Below are 16,717 nucleotides of genomic sequence, written 5' to 3'. Positions count from 1 at the left end.
GAGGAACAAATGGGAAGTACAAAGTATATTATGTCAATGGGGGAATTGACAAGAAAAGATAATTCTCTTTGTTTTAGAAAAGATGGGAAAAATGTTTATATTCCAATAGAAAATACAAAAGAGATTTATTGCCTCAACGAAGTTTCCGTAAATTCCAAATTATTGGATTTTCTGGGACAAAATCAGATGGTAATTCATTTCTTTAATTATTATGAAGGATACAGCGGTACCTTTTATCCCAGGGATTATTATAATAGCGGAAAGCTTCTTATCAGGCAGGTAAAGACATTTGAAAATTCCAGAATGGATATTGCAAAAGCGATTGTTAATGGTATCGGGATAAATATGTCCGAAATTCTTTACCACTATTATAAACATGACAAAAAAGAAGTAAAGGATACAATTGACTGGTTAAAAAAGGAGTTTCCTTCCAGGGTTGATACAGCAGTAAAACCGGCGGAATTAATGGCATATGAAGGGGAAGCATGGAGTAAATTTTATGGTACATTCAAGTACTTCTTACCGGAAGATTTTATAATGAATAAGCGCGTAAAGCGTCCTCCGGATAATCCGATTAATGCGATGATTTCTTTTGGTAATACTTTGTTATATACGAAAACAATTTCTGCGATATACAGAACGCATTTGGATCAACGTATCAGCTTTCTGCATGAACCCGCTGAGGCCAGATTTTCCTTAAGTCTGGATATTAGTGAGGTATTTAAGCCTGTCATCGTATACAGAACTATTTTTGAATTAGTCAATAACCGGCGATTGCAGGTAGATAAACATTTTGATAAAAAGGTGAATTATTGTCTGCTGAATGAAGAAGGCAGAAAAATATTTGTTGAGGCTTTTGAACAGCGTATGGAAACAGTGTTTATGCATTCCAGGCTAAAGAGAAAAGTCAGTTATCGTACTGCCATAAAATTGGATTGCTATAAATTGATAAAATTCATTTTAGAAGATGAGAAATTTGTACCATTTTCATTAAAGGAGAATATTTAATGAAAAAACAGCTTACATATAATTATGCGTTTGTCTTTTATGATGTAAATGAAAAGAGGGTTCAGAAGGTTTTTAAGATTTGTAAGAAATACTTATCTCATTTTCAATTTTCTGTTTTCAGAGGAGAAATAACGCCTTCCAAGCTTATTGAACTAAAAACAGAGCTGAATAAAATAATAAATAAAAATGAAGATTTTATATGTATAATAAAACTAATGAATGATAATGTTTTTGGTGAAGAGATATTAGGGAAAAGGGATGAGGTAACAGGAGAAGATTTGATTATTTGAAAAATGGTATATGAAATTTACCAGGTGTAAAATTGGAGTTTGTATGTGAGATGGTTGATTTTACTGGCATTGTAGGTGTTTTTGATATGTTGATGTTTGGGTGGAGGCGGACTTGGTAAAAAAGCTGGAATTGGTTGTATTGTGGGGATTTATTTAGTATAGTAAATAGGAGAAAGGGGGATTTGCGTTGGTTTAATAGTAATATAAGATATTTTGAAATTTACTCAGCTGGTACCCATTGTATGCCGCTGTCACCGTTTAATAGTAATATAAGATATTTTGAAATAGTTATAATTTTATAACTACACCAATTGGTATTATGTTTAATAGTAATATAAGATATTTTGAAATTACAATCTTATACTTGATGAAGGTCCTGGAAATACCGTTTAATAGTAATATAAGATATTTTGAAATAGAAAAAAACAGACCGTTTTTAGTCTGTTTTTAGGTTTGATAGTAATATAAGATATTTTGAAATCACCAACATTCATTTATAAAAACCTCCTTGAAAACGTTTAATAGTAATATAAGATATTTTGAAATAGCTTTTTATACCCACTTCCCTGCAATCTGGTTTTCGTTTAATAGTAATATAAGATATTTTGAAATACGGACTGTTCGGAACTTCTGGTGTGGTGGCCCTGGTTTAATAGTAATATAAGATATTTTGAAATGTCGAATATTCAGGTGCTTGTTACGGGAATAGCTGGTTTAATAGTAATATAAGATATTTTGAAATTATTTAGCGTCTATAACAAGGGCGGCCAGATTCCCTAGTTTAATAGTAATATAAGATATTTTGAAATAATGCCATGCCGGAGTTAAAGAGGCTTGATATTGCCGTTTAATAGTAATATAAGATATTTTGAAATTAATACACCGACACCAGGGATGCATGGGGGGATAAGTTTAATAGTAATATAAGATATTTTGAAATGTTCCGGTTCCGGACCATTTTCTATCTCATTGTCTGGTTTAATAGTAATATAAGATATTTTGAAATCTTATAGCCTGCCGTATAACCTCTATTCCATAATGTGTTTAATAGTAATATAAGATATTTTGAAATATTTGTGCTTAATGGAAGGACAGGACAGGTAACGGCGTTTAATAGTAATATAAGATATTTTGAAATTGGCAGCAGGTAAATGTAAAGCGGCATATTATACGTTTAATAGTAATATAAGATATTTTGAAATCCCTGACTGAGCATGACCAGACAAGCCTTGTTGGTCGTTTAATAGTAATATAAGATATTTTGAAATTTAAGGTAATACTCTATGTCTGTTGGCTCTACATTTCGTTTAATAGTAATATAAGATATTTTGAAATCGGTGACGAATGAGGAATTCCAGAAAGATTCCCGGAAAGTTTAATAGTAATATAAGATATTTTGAAATATGAACAGGGAATATGTTGGGACGGCAGAGCTGAATGTTTAATAGTAATATAAGATATTTTGAAATTGACGATTAATGGATGAGCTTGTAAGTTTGAGACTGTTTAATAGTAATATAAGATATTTTGAAATTGTGCCGGATCTGTATATTTGGCTTACACGCCAAATGTTTAATAGTAATATAAGATATTTTGAAATGATGGAGCGAGAAATAGGATGCAAAGCCTTCCGGGTTTAATAGTAATATAAGATATTTTGAAATTTTCTAAAATGAACAAGATTTTGATTTCGCTTCTGTTTAATAGTAATATAAGATATTTTGAAATTCTCTGAAGTGTCATAAGTATCATAATTCCTATCAGTTTAATAGTAATATAAGATATTTTGAAATATATTAAGTATCTGGCGGGCCAGGAACGGCCCGGAGTTTAATAGTAATATAAGATATTTTGAAATTTACTGTGGATAATATCATTCACACGAACACCCTGTATAATAGTAATATAACTTGTTGTGCTACTTTTAATTGAAAGACCTGTAAGTTGCTAAAAGCTCAAAAAGCCCCCTTGTTGTTTTATGACTGTCTTGATTCAGAAGATGAGCTGTTTTATTTTGCCTATTTCACAGTTCTCATCGAGCATGTAATTCAATGCCAGACATAGATTGTATGCCAGTACTTTGTTTACCAATCGGGTGCATAGTCCTTGAAAGCTTTTGGCGTGTACTCTTTCCGCATTTAGCTGCTAGCTTAGCTGGGAAAATACTGTCTCAACACGTCTGCGCAGTCGAAATATCAACTGTCGTACAGGTCTTGCCCAGTCCGTTTTACTGTTGGACCGCTTCAACGCCATCAGGCAGATACCCTGTTCCCTCATTTCCCCGCTAAGTGCTTCACCTACGTATCCTTTGTCTCCAAGAATCGTAAGGGGCTGCTGCTGCATCACCAGGTCTCTGAGTCCTTCTCTGTCATCCGTGGATGCCAGGGTGATTTCAAAAGCGGTTATAAAACCCTCCAAAGTAATCAGGGCATGTACTTTATAGCCAAAGTAGGTTTCTTTTTTAGAAGGGCATTTTCCATAGTCGGCACCATCCAGGCGAAAGGACTGGCAGTACCGTGCCCTTCCGAATTTACATACAGCCAAAGGAAAGCTGTCTATCACAAAATATCGGCTGCATGGAATTGCAAAAACAGCAAGCAGTTTTTGCCGGATAAGTTCTGTTACCTGAAGGAGAGCCCTGCGGGCCCTGTTAAAACGTGTGCGGCTGCAGAGTTTAGGAAATAAGTGCCTGTAGTTCTTCTTAACAAAGGAAAGCCAGGCGTTTTCGGAGTCAATTCCGACCAGTTCCCCGCAGATGGCAATTGTGATGATTTCAGAGTCGGAAAGCTTTGCATCCAGAATGTTGCGTCTTTTACAAACGGAATCAGGAGCATCTTGGGTATACAGATCATCAATAAGAACATAAACAGTTACAATAAAGTCTTCAAAAGTTGCTATTATAGTGGTATGATTATCTTGAAACTTCAACATAATGATGCCTCCTTTCAAATTTGTTTGCCTACAAATAGGATAGCATATTTTGTTGAAGTTTCTTTATTTAACTAGCACAACAGGTTAATATAAGATATTTTGAAATTCTTGAGGGGGCATGCTTACTTATTCAGTTTACTGTTTAATAGTAATATAAGATATTTTGAAATGCTGTATATCCAATTAATTTTCTTGGCTTAAAGCCGGTTTAATAGTAATATAAGATATTTTGAATATTTCTTTGATTCTACTAAAATAATTTTTTTTATAAATGCGTTTATCCATCACTTATTACAAAAGCTTATTAATATTCATATATTAATTGATTATGCAAATAATCATTTAACTCTATTAAGCCCTACGTTCACCATATAACACAAAGCGGTTCTATTTCCATCTGGGCATTCCTCGATAACCAGAAACATTTTTTACACTTTTTTATCGGCATGTCGCTGTCCTTCCCATACACATCGTCACGCATGAAAATGACTAAAGCATGCAATAATCATCTATTTATATGTACTACACTTATTGAGTATTTCAACTATTCGTAATCATACGATAGTCATAAAGAAAAGTCTTAACCTGCTTCACGTCAAATCCCAAATTGTCAAAATACTCTGCTCACCGTTCACCAATCCCTCCATCCTTTATATTCCCTTCACCGCAAGTCCTAAATATCCCAACAGAAACTTATTAACAATAAAAGGTATAAAGGCTGCAGACAACAAAAAGGTTACAAAATAGCATCATTCACTATGCAAAATGCAGAATTAAGACAGACAAGCAAATTCCGACAGGATTCCTTCAGCTGATAGCCAACAATTAAAATAACTGTATTTAAACACAACTATCTCTATATGCATCCCATCTTCTCTTCCGAAATGTTCATTTGGTACACAATCTCTTCCCATATCCCATAAAAGATCTTAAAAATGCATATACTATCTTAAAAAAGTGAAATAGAAAAACATATAAAAATTACATAAAATCATATTGAAACAAGAAAAAAGCATATGCAATATACAAATGGAGGGAAAAGTATGAAAAGAATCATGAGTATGTTGTTGAGTACAGCACTGGTATTCACCTTAACCGCTTGCGGAAGCGGAAATGGGGACAGCCAGTCATCTGCTGTTACAGAGACAACACAGGAAATGCAGAAAGAAAGCACAGCAAACGATGGGGGAAACACGGCATCCGAAGAAAATGCAAAGCTGAAGCTGATGTATTGGGAAAGCGCTTATACCGAGCCGCTGAAGCAGGCGGTAGCCGGTTTTCAGGAAAGCCATCCGGGAGTGACCGTTGAACTGGAGGTTCCTGCAGGAGACTATGAAACAGTACTTCTTTCAAGAATCATGTCAGATGAAGCCCCCGATTTATTCATGTATTTCGGTAGTTCCGTTTTCAAAATGGCCCAGAACGGTTATTGGGGAAGCCTGGATGAGGGAAGCGCGTGGGTAGGAGATCTCAATCCTTCCTTTAAGCAGAATATGACCTATGAAGGTTCCCTGTACGCCTATCCTCTGGATTGTTCGGGAGAAGGGGTATTTTACAACAAGAAGGTATTTGAAGACAACGGACTTAAAGTTCCTGAAACATATGAAGATTTTCTGACCGTATGTGATACTCTGAAATCCAAAGGAATTACGCCTGTTGCATTGGGCGCAAAGGATAACTGGACCTCCTATCATGCTTTTTCATCAGTGGTAGCGTCTTTCCAGACACTTTATGACGAAGAATTCGGCACCAAATTATATGACGGGGAAACAACCTTTAAGGACTCCAGATATAAAGATGCCTTTGAAGTAATGAAAGAGCTGAATGACAGAGGATATTTCACAGAAGGAACAATGGGCGTGGACTTAAATCAGGCGGCCCAAAGTGTGGCGGCCGGAGAAGCAGGAATGCTTTTGCTGAGCAGCTATGCGGTGAGCGTATTTCAGGATCTGGATCCCAATGTGGAAATCGGTTATTTTCCTTTCCCCAACAAGGAAGGCGAATCGGCAGTGGTAGCCTTTGTTGATAAAGCGATAGGCTATAGTCCTTCAAGCCAGAATACCGAAATCTGTAAGGAATTCATCAATTATATTGCCCAGCCTGAAGTCCTGAGCAATATGCTGGAACAGGTTAAATCCATTCCCTGCGCAGACGGCATAGAGTATGACATGCCCGCGGCATCCAGAGAATTATATGAAGCTATGAAGGATCACAAGGTATATGCGTTCTTTGATTCCTTCTGGCCCGGTTCCTGCAATACTGTTGTAGATAAGGGGATTACCGCCATACTTTCCGGAAGCGGTGACATTGATCAGATCATCAGTGATATGGATTCTGCATATCAGGAAGATAAGGATTCCGTTATCCGGCCGTTGCTTGTATATTAAGTGATGGGAGGGAGTCTGCCGCAGGCGGGCTCCCTTTTTCAAAAAAAGGAGTTATGGTATGAAGAAAAAAAAGGTCTGGGATTATTTGTGGGATATGCTTTTTATTCTGCCCGCATTTGTTTTATTCTTTGCCGTTATCTGGTATCCGCTTATTAAGAGCATTATGTATTCATTTACCAATTATGACGGAATGTCGAAAAGCTTTGATTTCGTAGGGCTGACAAATTATATGAAAATATTCTCCAGCAAATATATAAAAGCGGGAATAGGAAATACGTTAAAATTTGCGGTGGTTAACTGTTTGTTATGCAATATATTCCAGTTGCTGCTGGCGCTTGTCCTGGATAAAAAGCTGATATTGAAGAGGTATCTCAGAGTGGCGTTTTATGTTCCTGTACTGCTCTGTACAGTAGTGGTTTCTGTTGTATTCGGGCATATTATGCAGTATAACGGGATATTAAATACTTTTTTCAGGGAAGCGGGGCTGGGAAAGTTTGTGATCGACTGGTTCGGCAATGAAACTGCGGCGTTTATCATGGTGTGTGTGGTAAATATATGGCAATGGCTGGGATACGGAGCCATTATTTACCTGGGCGGGCTGCAGACGATACCGGAAAACCTGTATGAAGCGGCAAAGATCGACGGAGCAAGACCCTTCCAGATTTTCCGGAAGATAACCTTTCCGCTCCTTATGCCTTCCGTGACAATCCTCACGTTCCTGAATCTGACGGGAGGACTGAAGCTCTTTGATTTGCCTTATACACTTACGGCAGGAGCTCCCAATGATGCTACGGAAACCGTAAGCATGGTGATATACAGAATGGCATTTAAGGAGCGTAAGATGGGTTATGCATCGGCTGTTTCAGTTATTTTTCTTCTGGTGATTGCTGTGGTGTCTATCGTGCAGGTGGTTGCAACACGGAAAAAGGAGGTGGAAATGTGATGAAACGGGTAAAACAGTTTTGTCTGGAAGCGGTGATGCTTCTTCTGTCTCTGGTTGTTCTTTTCCCGGTACTGTATGCTGTGATTTCCAGCTTTAAAACAAGAAGTGAAATCGGGGAGCCTCTCAGTCTGCCGCACAGCCTTTATCTGGGAAACTATGAAAATGTATTCATAAACCTGAATGTCCTTGGCATGCTGAAGAACAGCTTTATCGTCGTTGCGGCATCAATGATTCTGATTGTATTAATAGGTTCTCTGGCCGCCTACCCTCTGGGAAGGAAATCCAAAGGGATCTATATGATGCTTTATCTTTTTTTCCTCAGCGGATTGATGATACCTTTTTCAGCGGGGATCGTCCCTTTGTTTCAGCTGATTAAAGGGCTGCGGCTGATGAATTCGCTGGGGGCGCTGATTCTGGTATCGACGGGAAGTCTGATGCCCATAACAATTATGGTATTTTCCGCTTATGTCAAATCAATTCCGCGGGAGCTGGAAGAGGCGGCGATCATGGATGGCTGCGGAAGAATCAGTGTCTTTATGCGCATTATTTTACCGCTTCTGAAACCGGCGGTGATTACTATTGTTATTATAAATACCCTTCCCGTATGGAATGATTTTTTTAATCCGCTGCTGTTTATTTCCAGTGAAAGCAAAAGGACTCTGCCGATTGCAATTTACAGCTTTGTGAAGCAGAATGGGGCGGCGGATTATGGTTCTATTTTTGCGGTGTCTGTCATCTCCATTATTTTTCCGATTCTCCTGTTTTTGTGTTTTCAGGAGCAGTTTTATAAAGGGATGGCATCGGGAGCGGTTAAGGGCTAGTACATGAAAAAGTGAGAGGAGAAGAAGGATGAATTATGATACATATAAGGACAGGGTTTATGGCTGCTGGCTGGGGAAAATGATAGCCGGCAACATAGGCGGGCCGTTGGAGGACTGCAGGGAAATTATGGATTTTCAGTCACTGCACGAGATAGCCCCGGATGAAATGATGGTAAATGATGATCTGGACGTTCAGCTGATCTGGCTGAACGTACTTCTGGAAAGAGGCTGGGAATTAACCAGTGATGACCTCATGGAAGCATTTATCGCCCATTATCCATATGGGCCGAATGAATATGGATATGGAAAAAGAAATTACAGAAGGGGAATTAAACTTCCTTTGAGCGGAACCTATGCCAATGAATTTTTCATGCATTCCATGGGCTGTCCCATACGTGCGGAAATCTGGGCCAGCCTGTTTCCTTTTTATCCGGAAAAGGCAGTGGAATACAGCTATATGGACGGGTGTATCGACCATGGTGCGGAAAGTATTTATGCGGAACAGTATACGGCGGCGATCGAATGCCTTGCCTTTTCTTTTACAGAGCTCACGGTTATTTTGGAATATGGGCTTGCCTTCATCCCGGAAGAAAGCCGGATTGCCGGAGTTGTGAGGACATGTCTTGCGTGGTACAGAGAGGGATACACATGGAAGGAAAGCGTTACAGAGCTTCATGATACCTATGCGAGTAATGATTCGTCCATCAGCTTTTATAATTTCGGGGTGGAAATCCTGGCGCTGCTGTATGGGGAAGGAAAATTTGAAGAAACAGTTCTTCTTGCCATAAACGGAGGTTATGATACGGACTGCACGGCAGCAACAGTGGGTGCCTTCCTGGGAGCATGGAAAGGTACGGAGGCAGTGCCGGAAGAATGGAAAGAAACGATAGAGGACAGGATTGTCACCGCCTGTGTTAATCTCAAAACAGAGTTTCATACTTTATCGGAGCTGACAGACACTATCTGCAGTTTGGGATGCCGGTATGACGGAGGGAAAAAGCGTATTATAAGGAATGTCCCGGAGAAAAAGGATGATATCTTTTTCGAATCCGGAGAAAAAGCAGCTTTTATTACCTTTGATTACGAAGGCCTGCCGGAAATAGGGATTCATGATTCCTGCGGTGTTCTTGTTACGGTAAAGAATAACAGCAAAGAAGAGCAGTATTTGGAAGTATCCGGCAGAGAGTCTTTTGAAATATGTCCGGAAGGAAATACGAAGGATATCGCACCGGGTGAATGCAGGAAGCTTCGTTTCCTTATCAAATACCGGGAAGCATCTCCGATCGTTTATGACACCAACCTTTTTTCCTGCAAAGTATATGGGAAGAATGGAAGTTTGCAGGAGGAAACTTGTTTCGGGCTGGCAGGAAAGCCTGTATGGAAAGTTACCGGGCCGTTTTTTAATCCCTATGATTTCAAAAAAGTCAGTGAAGAGAAGCGCAGGGCGGAAGAAGCCTATTTCAAAATCCCGTCCCGTAAGATATACAGATATTATAACCTGGCGGAAGCGCATAACAATTTTGTCTATCTGGACGAACCTTATCGGAAAGAAGATTTTTCAGGGGAAGGCTTCCTTGATTTATACAGAAAAGGACGTCTGTACGAAGCGGCTGAAGATACTGTCCGTATTGACGAAATGTTCGGATTTGGGGGCTGCTGCTGTGTGTACTGTGCCCAGCAGATGTATTCGGAACGGGAGGAAACCGTTCAGTGCCATATCGGAAGTACAACACCCTATAAGCTTTGGCTGAACGGGGAACTGATTTATACACAGAAAAATTCCAACGGTTATTCTCCCTATACGGATGTCTTTAAAATGGATTTAAAAGCGGGAGAAAACAGAATTGTATTAAAGCTGCTGCGGTATTCGGAAGGGCAGAAATTTACCATGGTTATGCGTGAGGCTCCATATGAACTGGCTGGCCGGATAAAGACGGATCATGCATATGGAGTATGGGAGGAGAAAGCGGATGAGGCTGAACGAGGATAGTTACAGGAAAAAGGTGAGAGCCGGATGGCTCGGAAAATGTATTGGAGGGAATCTGGGGGCGATACCGGAATGTCTGAAAAAACGTTCTTATTTCCTGAAGCCGGAAGATTTTATGCCTGAAAAAATGCTTGCAAACGATGATCTGGATTTACAGCTTGTCTGGCTCCAGGTGTTACTGGACAAAGGGCTTTCCTTTACAAGTGATGACCTGATGGAAGAATTCATTAAATGCTATCCCGCCAATCCCAACGAATACGGATACGGAAAGCGGAATTACAGAAGAGGAATAAAGCCTCCGGTCAGCGGCACTTTCGCAAATGAATTTTTCATGAATTCCATGGGATGCCCTATCCGCGCGGAAATCTGGGCCATGATCTGTCCGGGAAGGCCGGAAAAAGGGATAGAGCTTGCTTATCGTGACGGGTGTCTGGATCATGGGGAAGAGAGCATTTACGCGGAGCAGTATATTACGGCGCTGGAATCTCTTTCCTTTATGAGTCAGGACAGACCGATGCTCATAAAAAAGGCCATGGAATATATCCCTGAGACCAGCCGAATATATCATGTTATTTCTGACGTTTCCGGTGCATTTGAGAAGGGCGCCGAGCTGGAAAAAGTGATGGATTATCTGGAAACAGAATATGGAGATGTGGACTGTTCCATTTCTTTTTACAACATCGGCGTTATTGTCCTCGCGCTCCTTTACGGAAACGGTGAATTTGAAAAAACCATTACACTGGCAGTCAACTGCGGTTATGATACGGATTGCACGGCTGCCACGCTGGGCGCTGTTCTGGGAATTATGTATGGAGAAGAGATTTTCGGAGAAAAATGGCTGGGTTACTGCGGAGAGGAAATAATTACCGGATGTGTGAATCTGCATTATGATATACTTACTATTGATAAGTTGTCCCGGATAACCTGCAATTTCGGGATAGAGACGGATTTACAGGAATGCGGAAAGGAACAGGCGGATTCGTTTAGGATGGACTATGTGGGGCTGCCGGAGATCGGCCCTGCCAAAACAGCGGAAATACAGGTAAAGCTTCCCCTATCTCCGGCAGGGGAAGAAAATGAACTCGTATGGGATGTCCCTGACGGCCTGAAAATGGATAAAGGCCGTACGGAAAAGACAGAAAAAGGAACGGAATATTTTTATATGGTACACATGGAGGAAACAGTGCGCTGCCTATCGGATCATTATGTGATCAAGGCTTCCCTTAAGGACACCGGTGGAAAAACAATCCGAATACAGAACATCGGCCTGGCAGGCGTACAGCCATTCCGCATATTGGGGCCGTTTTGGGATATGTATGACTGGAAAAAGGTATCAGAGGAGGAGCGCATAAATCAAAAAATGTATTTTCCGTTTCCTGAACACAAAATCTTTCGTTATTTATCTCTGGCAGAGGCTCATAACAATTTTGCCTTTCTTAACCGGGAATATATATCTGAAGATTTTGACAGCGACACATTTTCCGATTATTTCGACGCCGGGAAGAGGTACTATGCAGGTGAGGACAGTCTGAGGATAGATGAAATGTTCGGTTATAAAGGTCCCTGCTGCATTTATGCACTGCAGAAGCTGTGCCTGAAGACGGATGAGGAAGTGCAGTTTCATATCGGCAGTACCACGCCTTTCAAGCTGTGGGTAAACGGTAAGGAAGTCTATGCAATGGAGGACTGCAAAGGCTACTCACCATATAATGATTTGGTGAATAGCAGACTGAAAAAAGGGGAAAACCAGATAGTATTAAAACTACTTCGTTTTTCCGAGGGGCAAAAGCTGACATTTGTGATCAGAGAGGCACCTTTTGAACATACGGGACAGATAAAGACAGATCAGTGTTGGCTGCTGTAGGATAAAAAAGCGGCCTTTGAGGGCGGTAAGGTATGAAGGGAATACGGAAGTTCTGCGCAAAATTTTTCAGTAGTATCAAGTATGAGGTGTTCCTGGGGATTGCTCTAATTAACCTGGTGGTTCTGCTGTTGTTTTTTGCGGCGGCCAGTTACAGTACGCATAGGTTTTTTATTTCGGATCGGACGGAATCCGCCAGAATATTAAACGCCCAGGAGGCCCTGCTGATTGAAAATCTGATACGGGATGTGGATAAGCATATTATGAACCTGTATTTTTCGGATGATGTCAGGATTGTTCTGCGGGATCGCAGCACAGGCAGCGCCGAATATATTGACAGCTATTATTCGGTGAAAACAAGGCTTGCCGGGATCATCGATTTATACCCTGAAATCTACGGGATTTATATGTTTGATCTCGACGGAAAGCATCTGTATTCCCTGCAGCGCCAGCCGGTGCAGCATTTTATTAAAAATCAGGACGGAGGGTGGTTCCGGGAGGCACTGGACAGAAACGGGGCGGTTCACATTCAGGGAAGGCATGAAAGCATGGCGGAAAGCGGGAAAGAAGTTATTACCATCAGCAGAAAGGTAGTGGACTTTAAGACCTATAAAGGAATTGGCGTGGTTACCGTAGAGGTTGATATCGATGAATTAAGCTCCCATCTTATGAACGGTAATTTTGAAGAATCCGCGGTCATGATGGTGATGGATCAGGATAACAGAGTTTATTCCAATAACGATTCCTTATGTCAGGGGATTCTGGCGGATACAGAATTTGCAGATAAAATGAACAGTAATCAGAATTATTTCTGGTATAAGAATCAGGGAAAAAATTACTATGTGGTCTGGCGGGAATCCGAAATCACCCAATGGAAGATTGTAACCTGTATTCCGAGGGAGGATATGCTTGATTTATCTGCCCGGCTCATCCGGATTTTTATTTTTTCAGCGCTTGTTGCCGTGATTTTGTCCATCTTTATTTCCTATCTTTACTCAGCCAGATCGACCAAACGCATTACTAATATTGTGGAGCAGCTGAACCGGTTTTCGGAAGGGGACAGAGGAATCATAATTCAGGTAAACGAAAAGAATGAAATCGGTTTTCTCCAGAGTTACCTGAATGTGATGATACAGAAGATAAATGCCTATATACAGACAGAATACGAAGAAAAAATCCTTCGTAAGGATATGGAAATCCGGCTTTTATACAGTCAGATAAACCCGCATTTCCTGTATAACACCCTGGGAATGATCATTAATGAGGCGGAAAAGGAAGGGGCGGAAAACACCACGGAGCTGATTGAGCTCTTGTCAGGGATGTTCCGTTATAACCTGCAGAAAGAACAGTATCTGGTTCCGCTGAAAAAGGAAATCGAATATATACAAAGCTACCTCTTGCTTTTGAAGAAAAGATATGGAGAAGGGTTTACTGCTATTTTTGAGCTGGACCATACGCTGGATGAATACCCGGTTCCTCATATTTTCCTTCAGCCTCTGATCGAAAACTGTATTGTCCACGGTTCCTGTGCCGGACAGGAAAAACTGGACATAATAATCAGGACACTCCAAACGGAAACAGAAAAGCTGATTATCATAAAAAATACGGGAAATATTCTGAGCCGGGAACAGGTAAAAGAACTGAATGATATGGTTCAGAGAGAATTTGAAGTAGGAAAACAGGAAAGGGTGAAAACTCTTCAGAATATTAATTTCAGGCTGAAAACAGCGTGCTCCGGCCAATGCGGACTGAACTTTGAGTTTGATGAAAACTATGTGGTTTTAAAAATAAGAATCGGTTAGGCAGAAAGGCAGCCCTTGGACGTATTAGTGCCGAAGGAGGGGGGATTTTGTAATGTATAGTATTGTATTGATCGATGATGAACGATGGATGCTGGAACAGATGTGGAGGATCCTGGAATGGGGCAGCCTGGACTGTAAAATTGCGGGGGAATTCACAGATGCACAGAAAGCTCTTGCAGAGATCGCCAGGCTGGCGCCTGATATTATTTTATGCGATATCAGCATGCCTTCCATGAGCGGACTCGATTTTCTGGATGAACTGCGGAAGAGAAAAATCGATACCGAAGTTATTTTTATCAGTGGATACAATCGGTTTGAATATGCCCAGAAGGCCGTGAACCTCGGCGCTTTCGGTTATCTTCTCAAGCCGGTGGACAAGAAGGAATTCGAGAATATGATAAAGCGATGCCTTATCCGATGCGGGAACAAGGACAGCGGCCTGAAACAAAAAGCATCGGAGGAAAAGAAGGATTCGGAAGAAAACAGAGGGATTGTCAAAAAAGTAAAGGAATATTTGAGTGAGCATTATGCGGAGGATGTGAACCTTGAATCCGTGGCTGACAGAGTGGGGCTTCATCCATCCTATTTAAGCAGTTTATTTAAAAAGGAGGAGAGTACCACTTTTTTGAATTATCTGACAAATATCCGGATAGAGGAAGCAAAGAGGCTTTTGCGGGAAGGGAAAAAGGTTCACTATATTTCCAGAAGCGTGGGCTATCGGAGCGAACAATATTTTTCATCCGTTTTTAAGAAACGGACAGGCCAGTCTCCGGCGGAATATCGGGAGAAGTATCTGGAAATAAGTATTAGCAGCCGGTAAATAACAGGAGATACCCTTATCAGCGGATGTGGATAAAGGTATCTCCTGTTTGTTTCTCTGTGTATAAATCAGATCTCTGTCTTCCAGAATCCATGCAGATTACAATAAGCATAAGCCGCCTTCACCGAATCCCCGTCCTCCAGCGTAAAATGCGCCACCGGTTCACAGGAGGCATCCAGGCAGACACGCATGGTACAGCCGGCCTTTGTCACCAGGCAGACCCAGCCGATGCTGTGCTCTTCCGTCATGGGATGGAAAATACTTCCCACTTTAACCGTGATATGCTTTCCGTTGATTTCCACCACCGGCAGATGTTTTTCTGCAGCACCTTCCGATGTATTGGCTGTCAGGACTTCAAAGGGCTTGCAGCTGTCAGGCACGGCCGCATTCGGTACGCCGGTGAGGGCTTCCAGTACTACGGTATGATTTTTGTCAGTTAAAAAAACAGGTTCTTTATTCATATGATTCCTCCAATTGCGGTATTTGCTGTATAGTGTCCCAAAGAAAGGAAATATTTATGCATATAAATAGGGAGGAGCGATGGCTTTGTTCAAACGGACATGCTATACTCAAACTAAAACAGAGAGACAGACCGGAATTCGAAGGAGCAGTAAAATGGATATAGCATTTCACACAGCCTCAGACCTGGCAAAATTTAAAGAGGAAATTATCAGCATACTATATAGAAAATATGAGGAGGAGATGAAACACTTTCCCTTCTTAAATTACATGAGTAAGGATAAATTCCAATCATATACAGACCAACACCTGGCTCATACAAAAATTGTTCTCGGAATGGAGAATGAAAGGATCACAGGTGTACTTTTATACCACACATGGGATAAATGCGGTGAAAAACATATCGATATTCCGGTATATGGATACGGCGCGTGTGCTGAAGGTGAGGACAAGATGATAGGAAAACTGTTCCAATACATGGCACAAAACGAAGCCGCGGAAGGAACAACCAATTTTTCTGTTCATATTTACGCACATGATTTTCCCGCCAGACAACTGTTTTCATTTATGCAGTTTGGAACAATGTCTGAAATCTGTATACGTAAAGCAGGCGCTGACCATGAAAAATCGACACCTTACCGTATTCAAAATCTGACAAAAAGTCAGATAACGGAAAACTGGAGCTGTATATGGGCTCTTACAAAAAATATAATTGACCACCTGAAAGAAAGCCCTGTTTTCTATAAGGGCGATGAATTTACAGAGGAAACATATCGTGCGTTTTATTTGGATGAGAGTACGACTGTATACGCCGCATATGATGATTCGGGGGAAATGATTGGAATTATAGAGAGTAACGGTGAGGAAAATTCATTTGTATGTGCAGGCGATAAGTCCGTTAATGTGGGCGAGGTGTATGTGCTTCCTGAGTATAGAAGGTCCAGCCTTGCACAGGATTTATTGTTTTATGCAGAAAAATCTGTGCTGGAACAAGGTGCGGCATTTATGTGGGTAGAACATGGTACTGCCAATCCAAACGCACGGGGATTTTGGAACAGGTATTTTGATACATATCAGTACGAGATGATACGTCAGGTTGTTTGGTAATTTTCCATTTGCCGGGGAATAAGGTAAGAGAGTGGTAACTTTGCCGTTGACAACCTGATGATTCCTGCATATAATAAAACTGCTGTATATCAAAACAGCAGTTTTATTATATGCAGAATTAAAAAAGTGAGGTAAGTGCATGCGTGTGTTCAGTAAGGAGATTACAGCTGAATAGTTGAAGAAGGACGGCCTGCAGCCATTTCTGGCTATCAGTATGCCCTTTGACCGGCTTTTGCCGGATATCTGCCTTACGCAAATACTTCATACACTTCATTTATATGTCTGAACAGAAAACAGACGG

Annotated in this window: 11 protein-coding genes, 1 pseudogene and 1 CRISPR repeat array; of the genes and pseudogenes, 10 read left to right on the top strand and 2 right to left on the bottom strand. The window is 40.8% G+C overall.

Annotated features, from left to right (window positions below; translation table 11 throughout):
- The first annotated feature begins 9 nt into the window (after window positions 1-9).
- Window positions 10-1,008 carry a type I-B CRISPR-associated endonuclease Cas1b gene (gene cas1b, locus BLA28_RS19050; protein ID WP_069157610.1) on the top strand — a complete coding sequence of 333 codons (999 nt, stop codon included), beginning with the start codon at window positions 10-12 and terminating at the stop codon, window positions 1,006-1,008.
- Window positions 1,008-1,298, top strand: coding sequence for a CRISPR-associated endonuclease Cas2 (cas2, locus tag BLA28_RS19045; protein WP_044968156.1), 291 nt, complete (start codon window positions 1,008-1,010; stop codon window positions 1,296-1,298). The genes cas1b and cas2 overlap by 1 nt, the downstream gene beginning before the upstream one ends.
- Window positions 1,299-1,488: 190 nt before the next feature.
- Window positions 1,489-3,156: direct repeats of the CRISPR family, unit length 30 nt; unit sequence GTTTAATAGTAATATAAGATATTTTGAAAT.
- A 134-nt stretch (window positions 3,157-3,290) separates the two neighbouring features.
- Here the strand turns inward: cas2 and BLA28_RS19040 are convergent.
- Window positions 3,291-4,229 (bottom strand): annotated as a pseudogene (locus BLA28_RS19040) (IS982 family transposase).
- Window positions 4,230-5,272: 1,043 nt separating this feature from the next.
- Between BLA28_RS19040 and BLA28_RS19035 the strand changes: the two are divergent.
- Genes BLA28_RS19035 through BLA28_RS19005 form a run of 7 tightly spaced genes read left to right on the top strand, consistent with a single transcriptional unit; the run spans window position 5,273 to window position 14,850 of the window.
- Window positions 5,273-6,616: an ABC transporter substrate-binding protein gene (locus tag BLA28_RS19035; protein WP_044968154.1), complete on the top strand. Its 1,344-nt coding sequence runs from the start codon at window positions 5,273-5,275 to the stop codon at window positions 6,614-6,616.
- Window positions 6,617-6,674: 58 nt separating this feature from the next.
- The gene (locus tag BLA28_RS19030; RefSeq protein WP_069157609.1) at window positions 6,675-7,559 is read left to right on the top strand and encodes a carbohydrate ABC transporter permease; all 885 of its coding nucleotides are present in this window, start codon (window positions 6,675-6,677) and stop codon (window positions 7,557-7,559) included.
- Window positions 7,559-8,380: a carbohydrate ABC transporter permease gene (locus tag BLA28_RS19025; protein WP_069157608.1), complete on the top strand. Its 822-nt coding sequence runs from the start codon at window positions 7,559-7,561 to the stop codon at window positions 8,378-8,380. The genes BLA28_RS19030 and BLA28_RS19025 overlap by 1 nt, the downstream gene beginning before the upstream one ends.
- 28 nt (window positions 8,381-8,408) lie before the next feature.
- The gene (locus BLA28_RS19020) at window positions 8,409-10,370 is read left to right on the top strand and encodes an ADP-ribosylglycohydrolase family protein (protein ID WP_069157607.1); all 1,962 of its coding nucleotides are present in this window, start codon (window positions 8,409-8,411) and stop codon (window positions 10,368-10,370) included.
- Entirely contained in the window at window positions 10,351-12,231 is a 1,881-nt protein-coding gene (locus BLA28_RS19015; RefSeq protein ID WP_071699287.1) for an ADP-ribosylglycohydrolase family protein, read from the top strand. Before BLA28_RS19020 ends, BLA28_RS19015 begins: the two co-directional genes overlap by 20 nt.
- Before the next feature lie 32 nt (window positions 12,232-12,263).
- A complete protein-coding gene (locus BLA28_RS19010) occupies window positions 12,264-14,030 on the top strand; it encodes a cache domain-containing sensor histidine kinase (RefSeq protein WP_071699286.1) in 1,767 nt (588 codons plus the stop codon).
- Window positions 14,031-14,082: 52 nt separating this feature from the next.
- The gene (locus BLA28_RS19005) at window positions 14,083-14,850 is read left to right on the top strand and encodes a response regulator transcription factor (protein ID WP_044968141.1); all 768 of its coding nucleotides are present in this window, start codon (window positions 14,083-14,085) and stop codon (window positions 14,848-14,850) included.
- Window positions 14,851-14,918: 68 nt separating this feature from the next.
- Here BLA28_RS19005 and BLA28_RS19000 read toward each other — a convergent pair whose 3' ends face one another.
- Window positions 14,919-15,311, bottom strand: coding sequence for a desulfoferrodoxin family protein (locus BLA28_RS19000; protein ID WP_009251658.1), 393 nt, complete (start codon window positions 15,309-15,311; stop codon window positions 14,919-14,921).
- A gap of 154 nt (window positions 15,312-15,465) precedes the next feature.
- On the opposite strand from BLA28_RS19000, the gene BLA28_RS18995 reads away from it, so the two are divergent.
- Window positions 15,466-16,416: a GNAT family N-acetyltransferase gene (locus BLA28_RS18995; protein WP_071699285.1), complete on the top strand. Its 951-nt coding sequence runs from the start codon at window positions 15,466-15,468 to the stop codon at window positions 16,414-16,416.
- The last annotated feature ends 301 nt before the right edge of the window (window positions 16,417-16,717 follow it).

The organism is Eisenbergiella tayi, assembly GCF_001881565.1.
Classification (GTDB): domain Bacteria; phylum Bacillota; class Clostridia; order Lachnospirales; family Lachnospiraceae; genus Eisenbergiella; species Eisenbergiella tayi.
The sequence above is the reverse complement of the archived record's forward strand: the minus strand, read 5'-3'. Positions and strand labels throughout refer to the sequence as shown.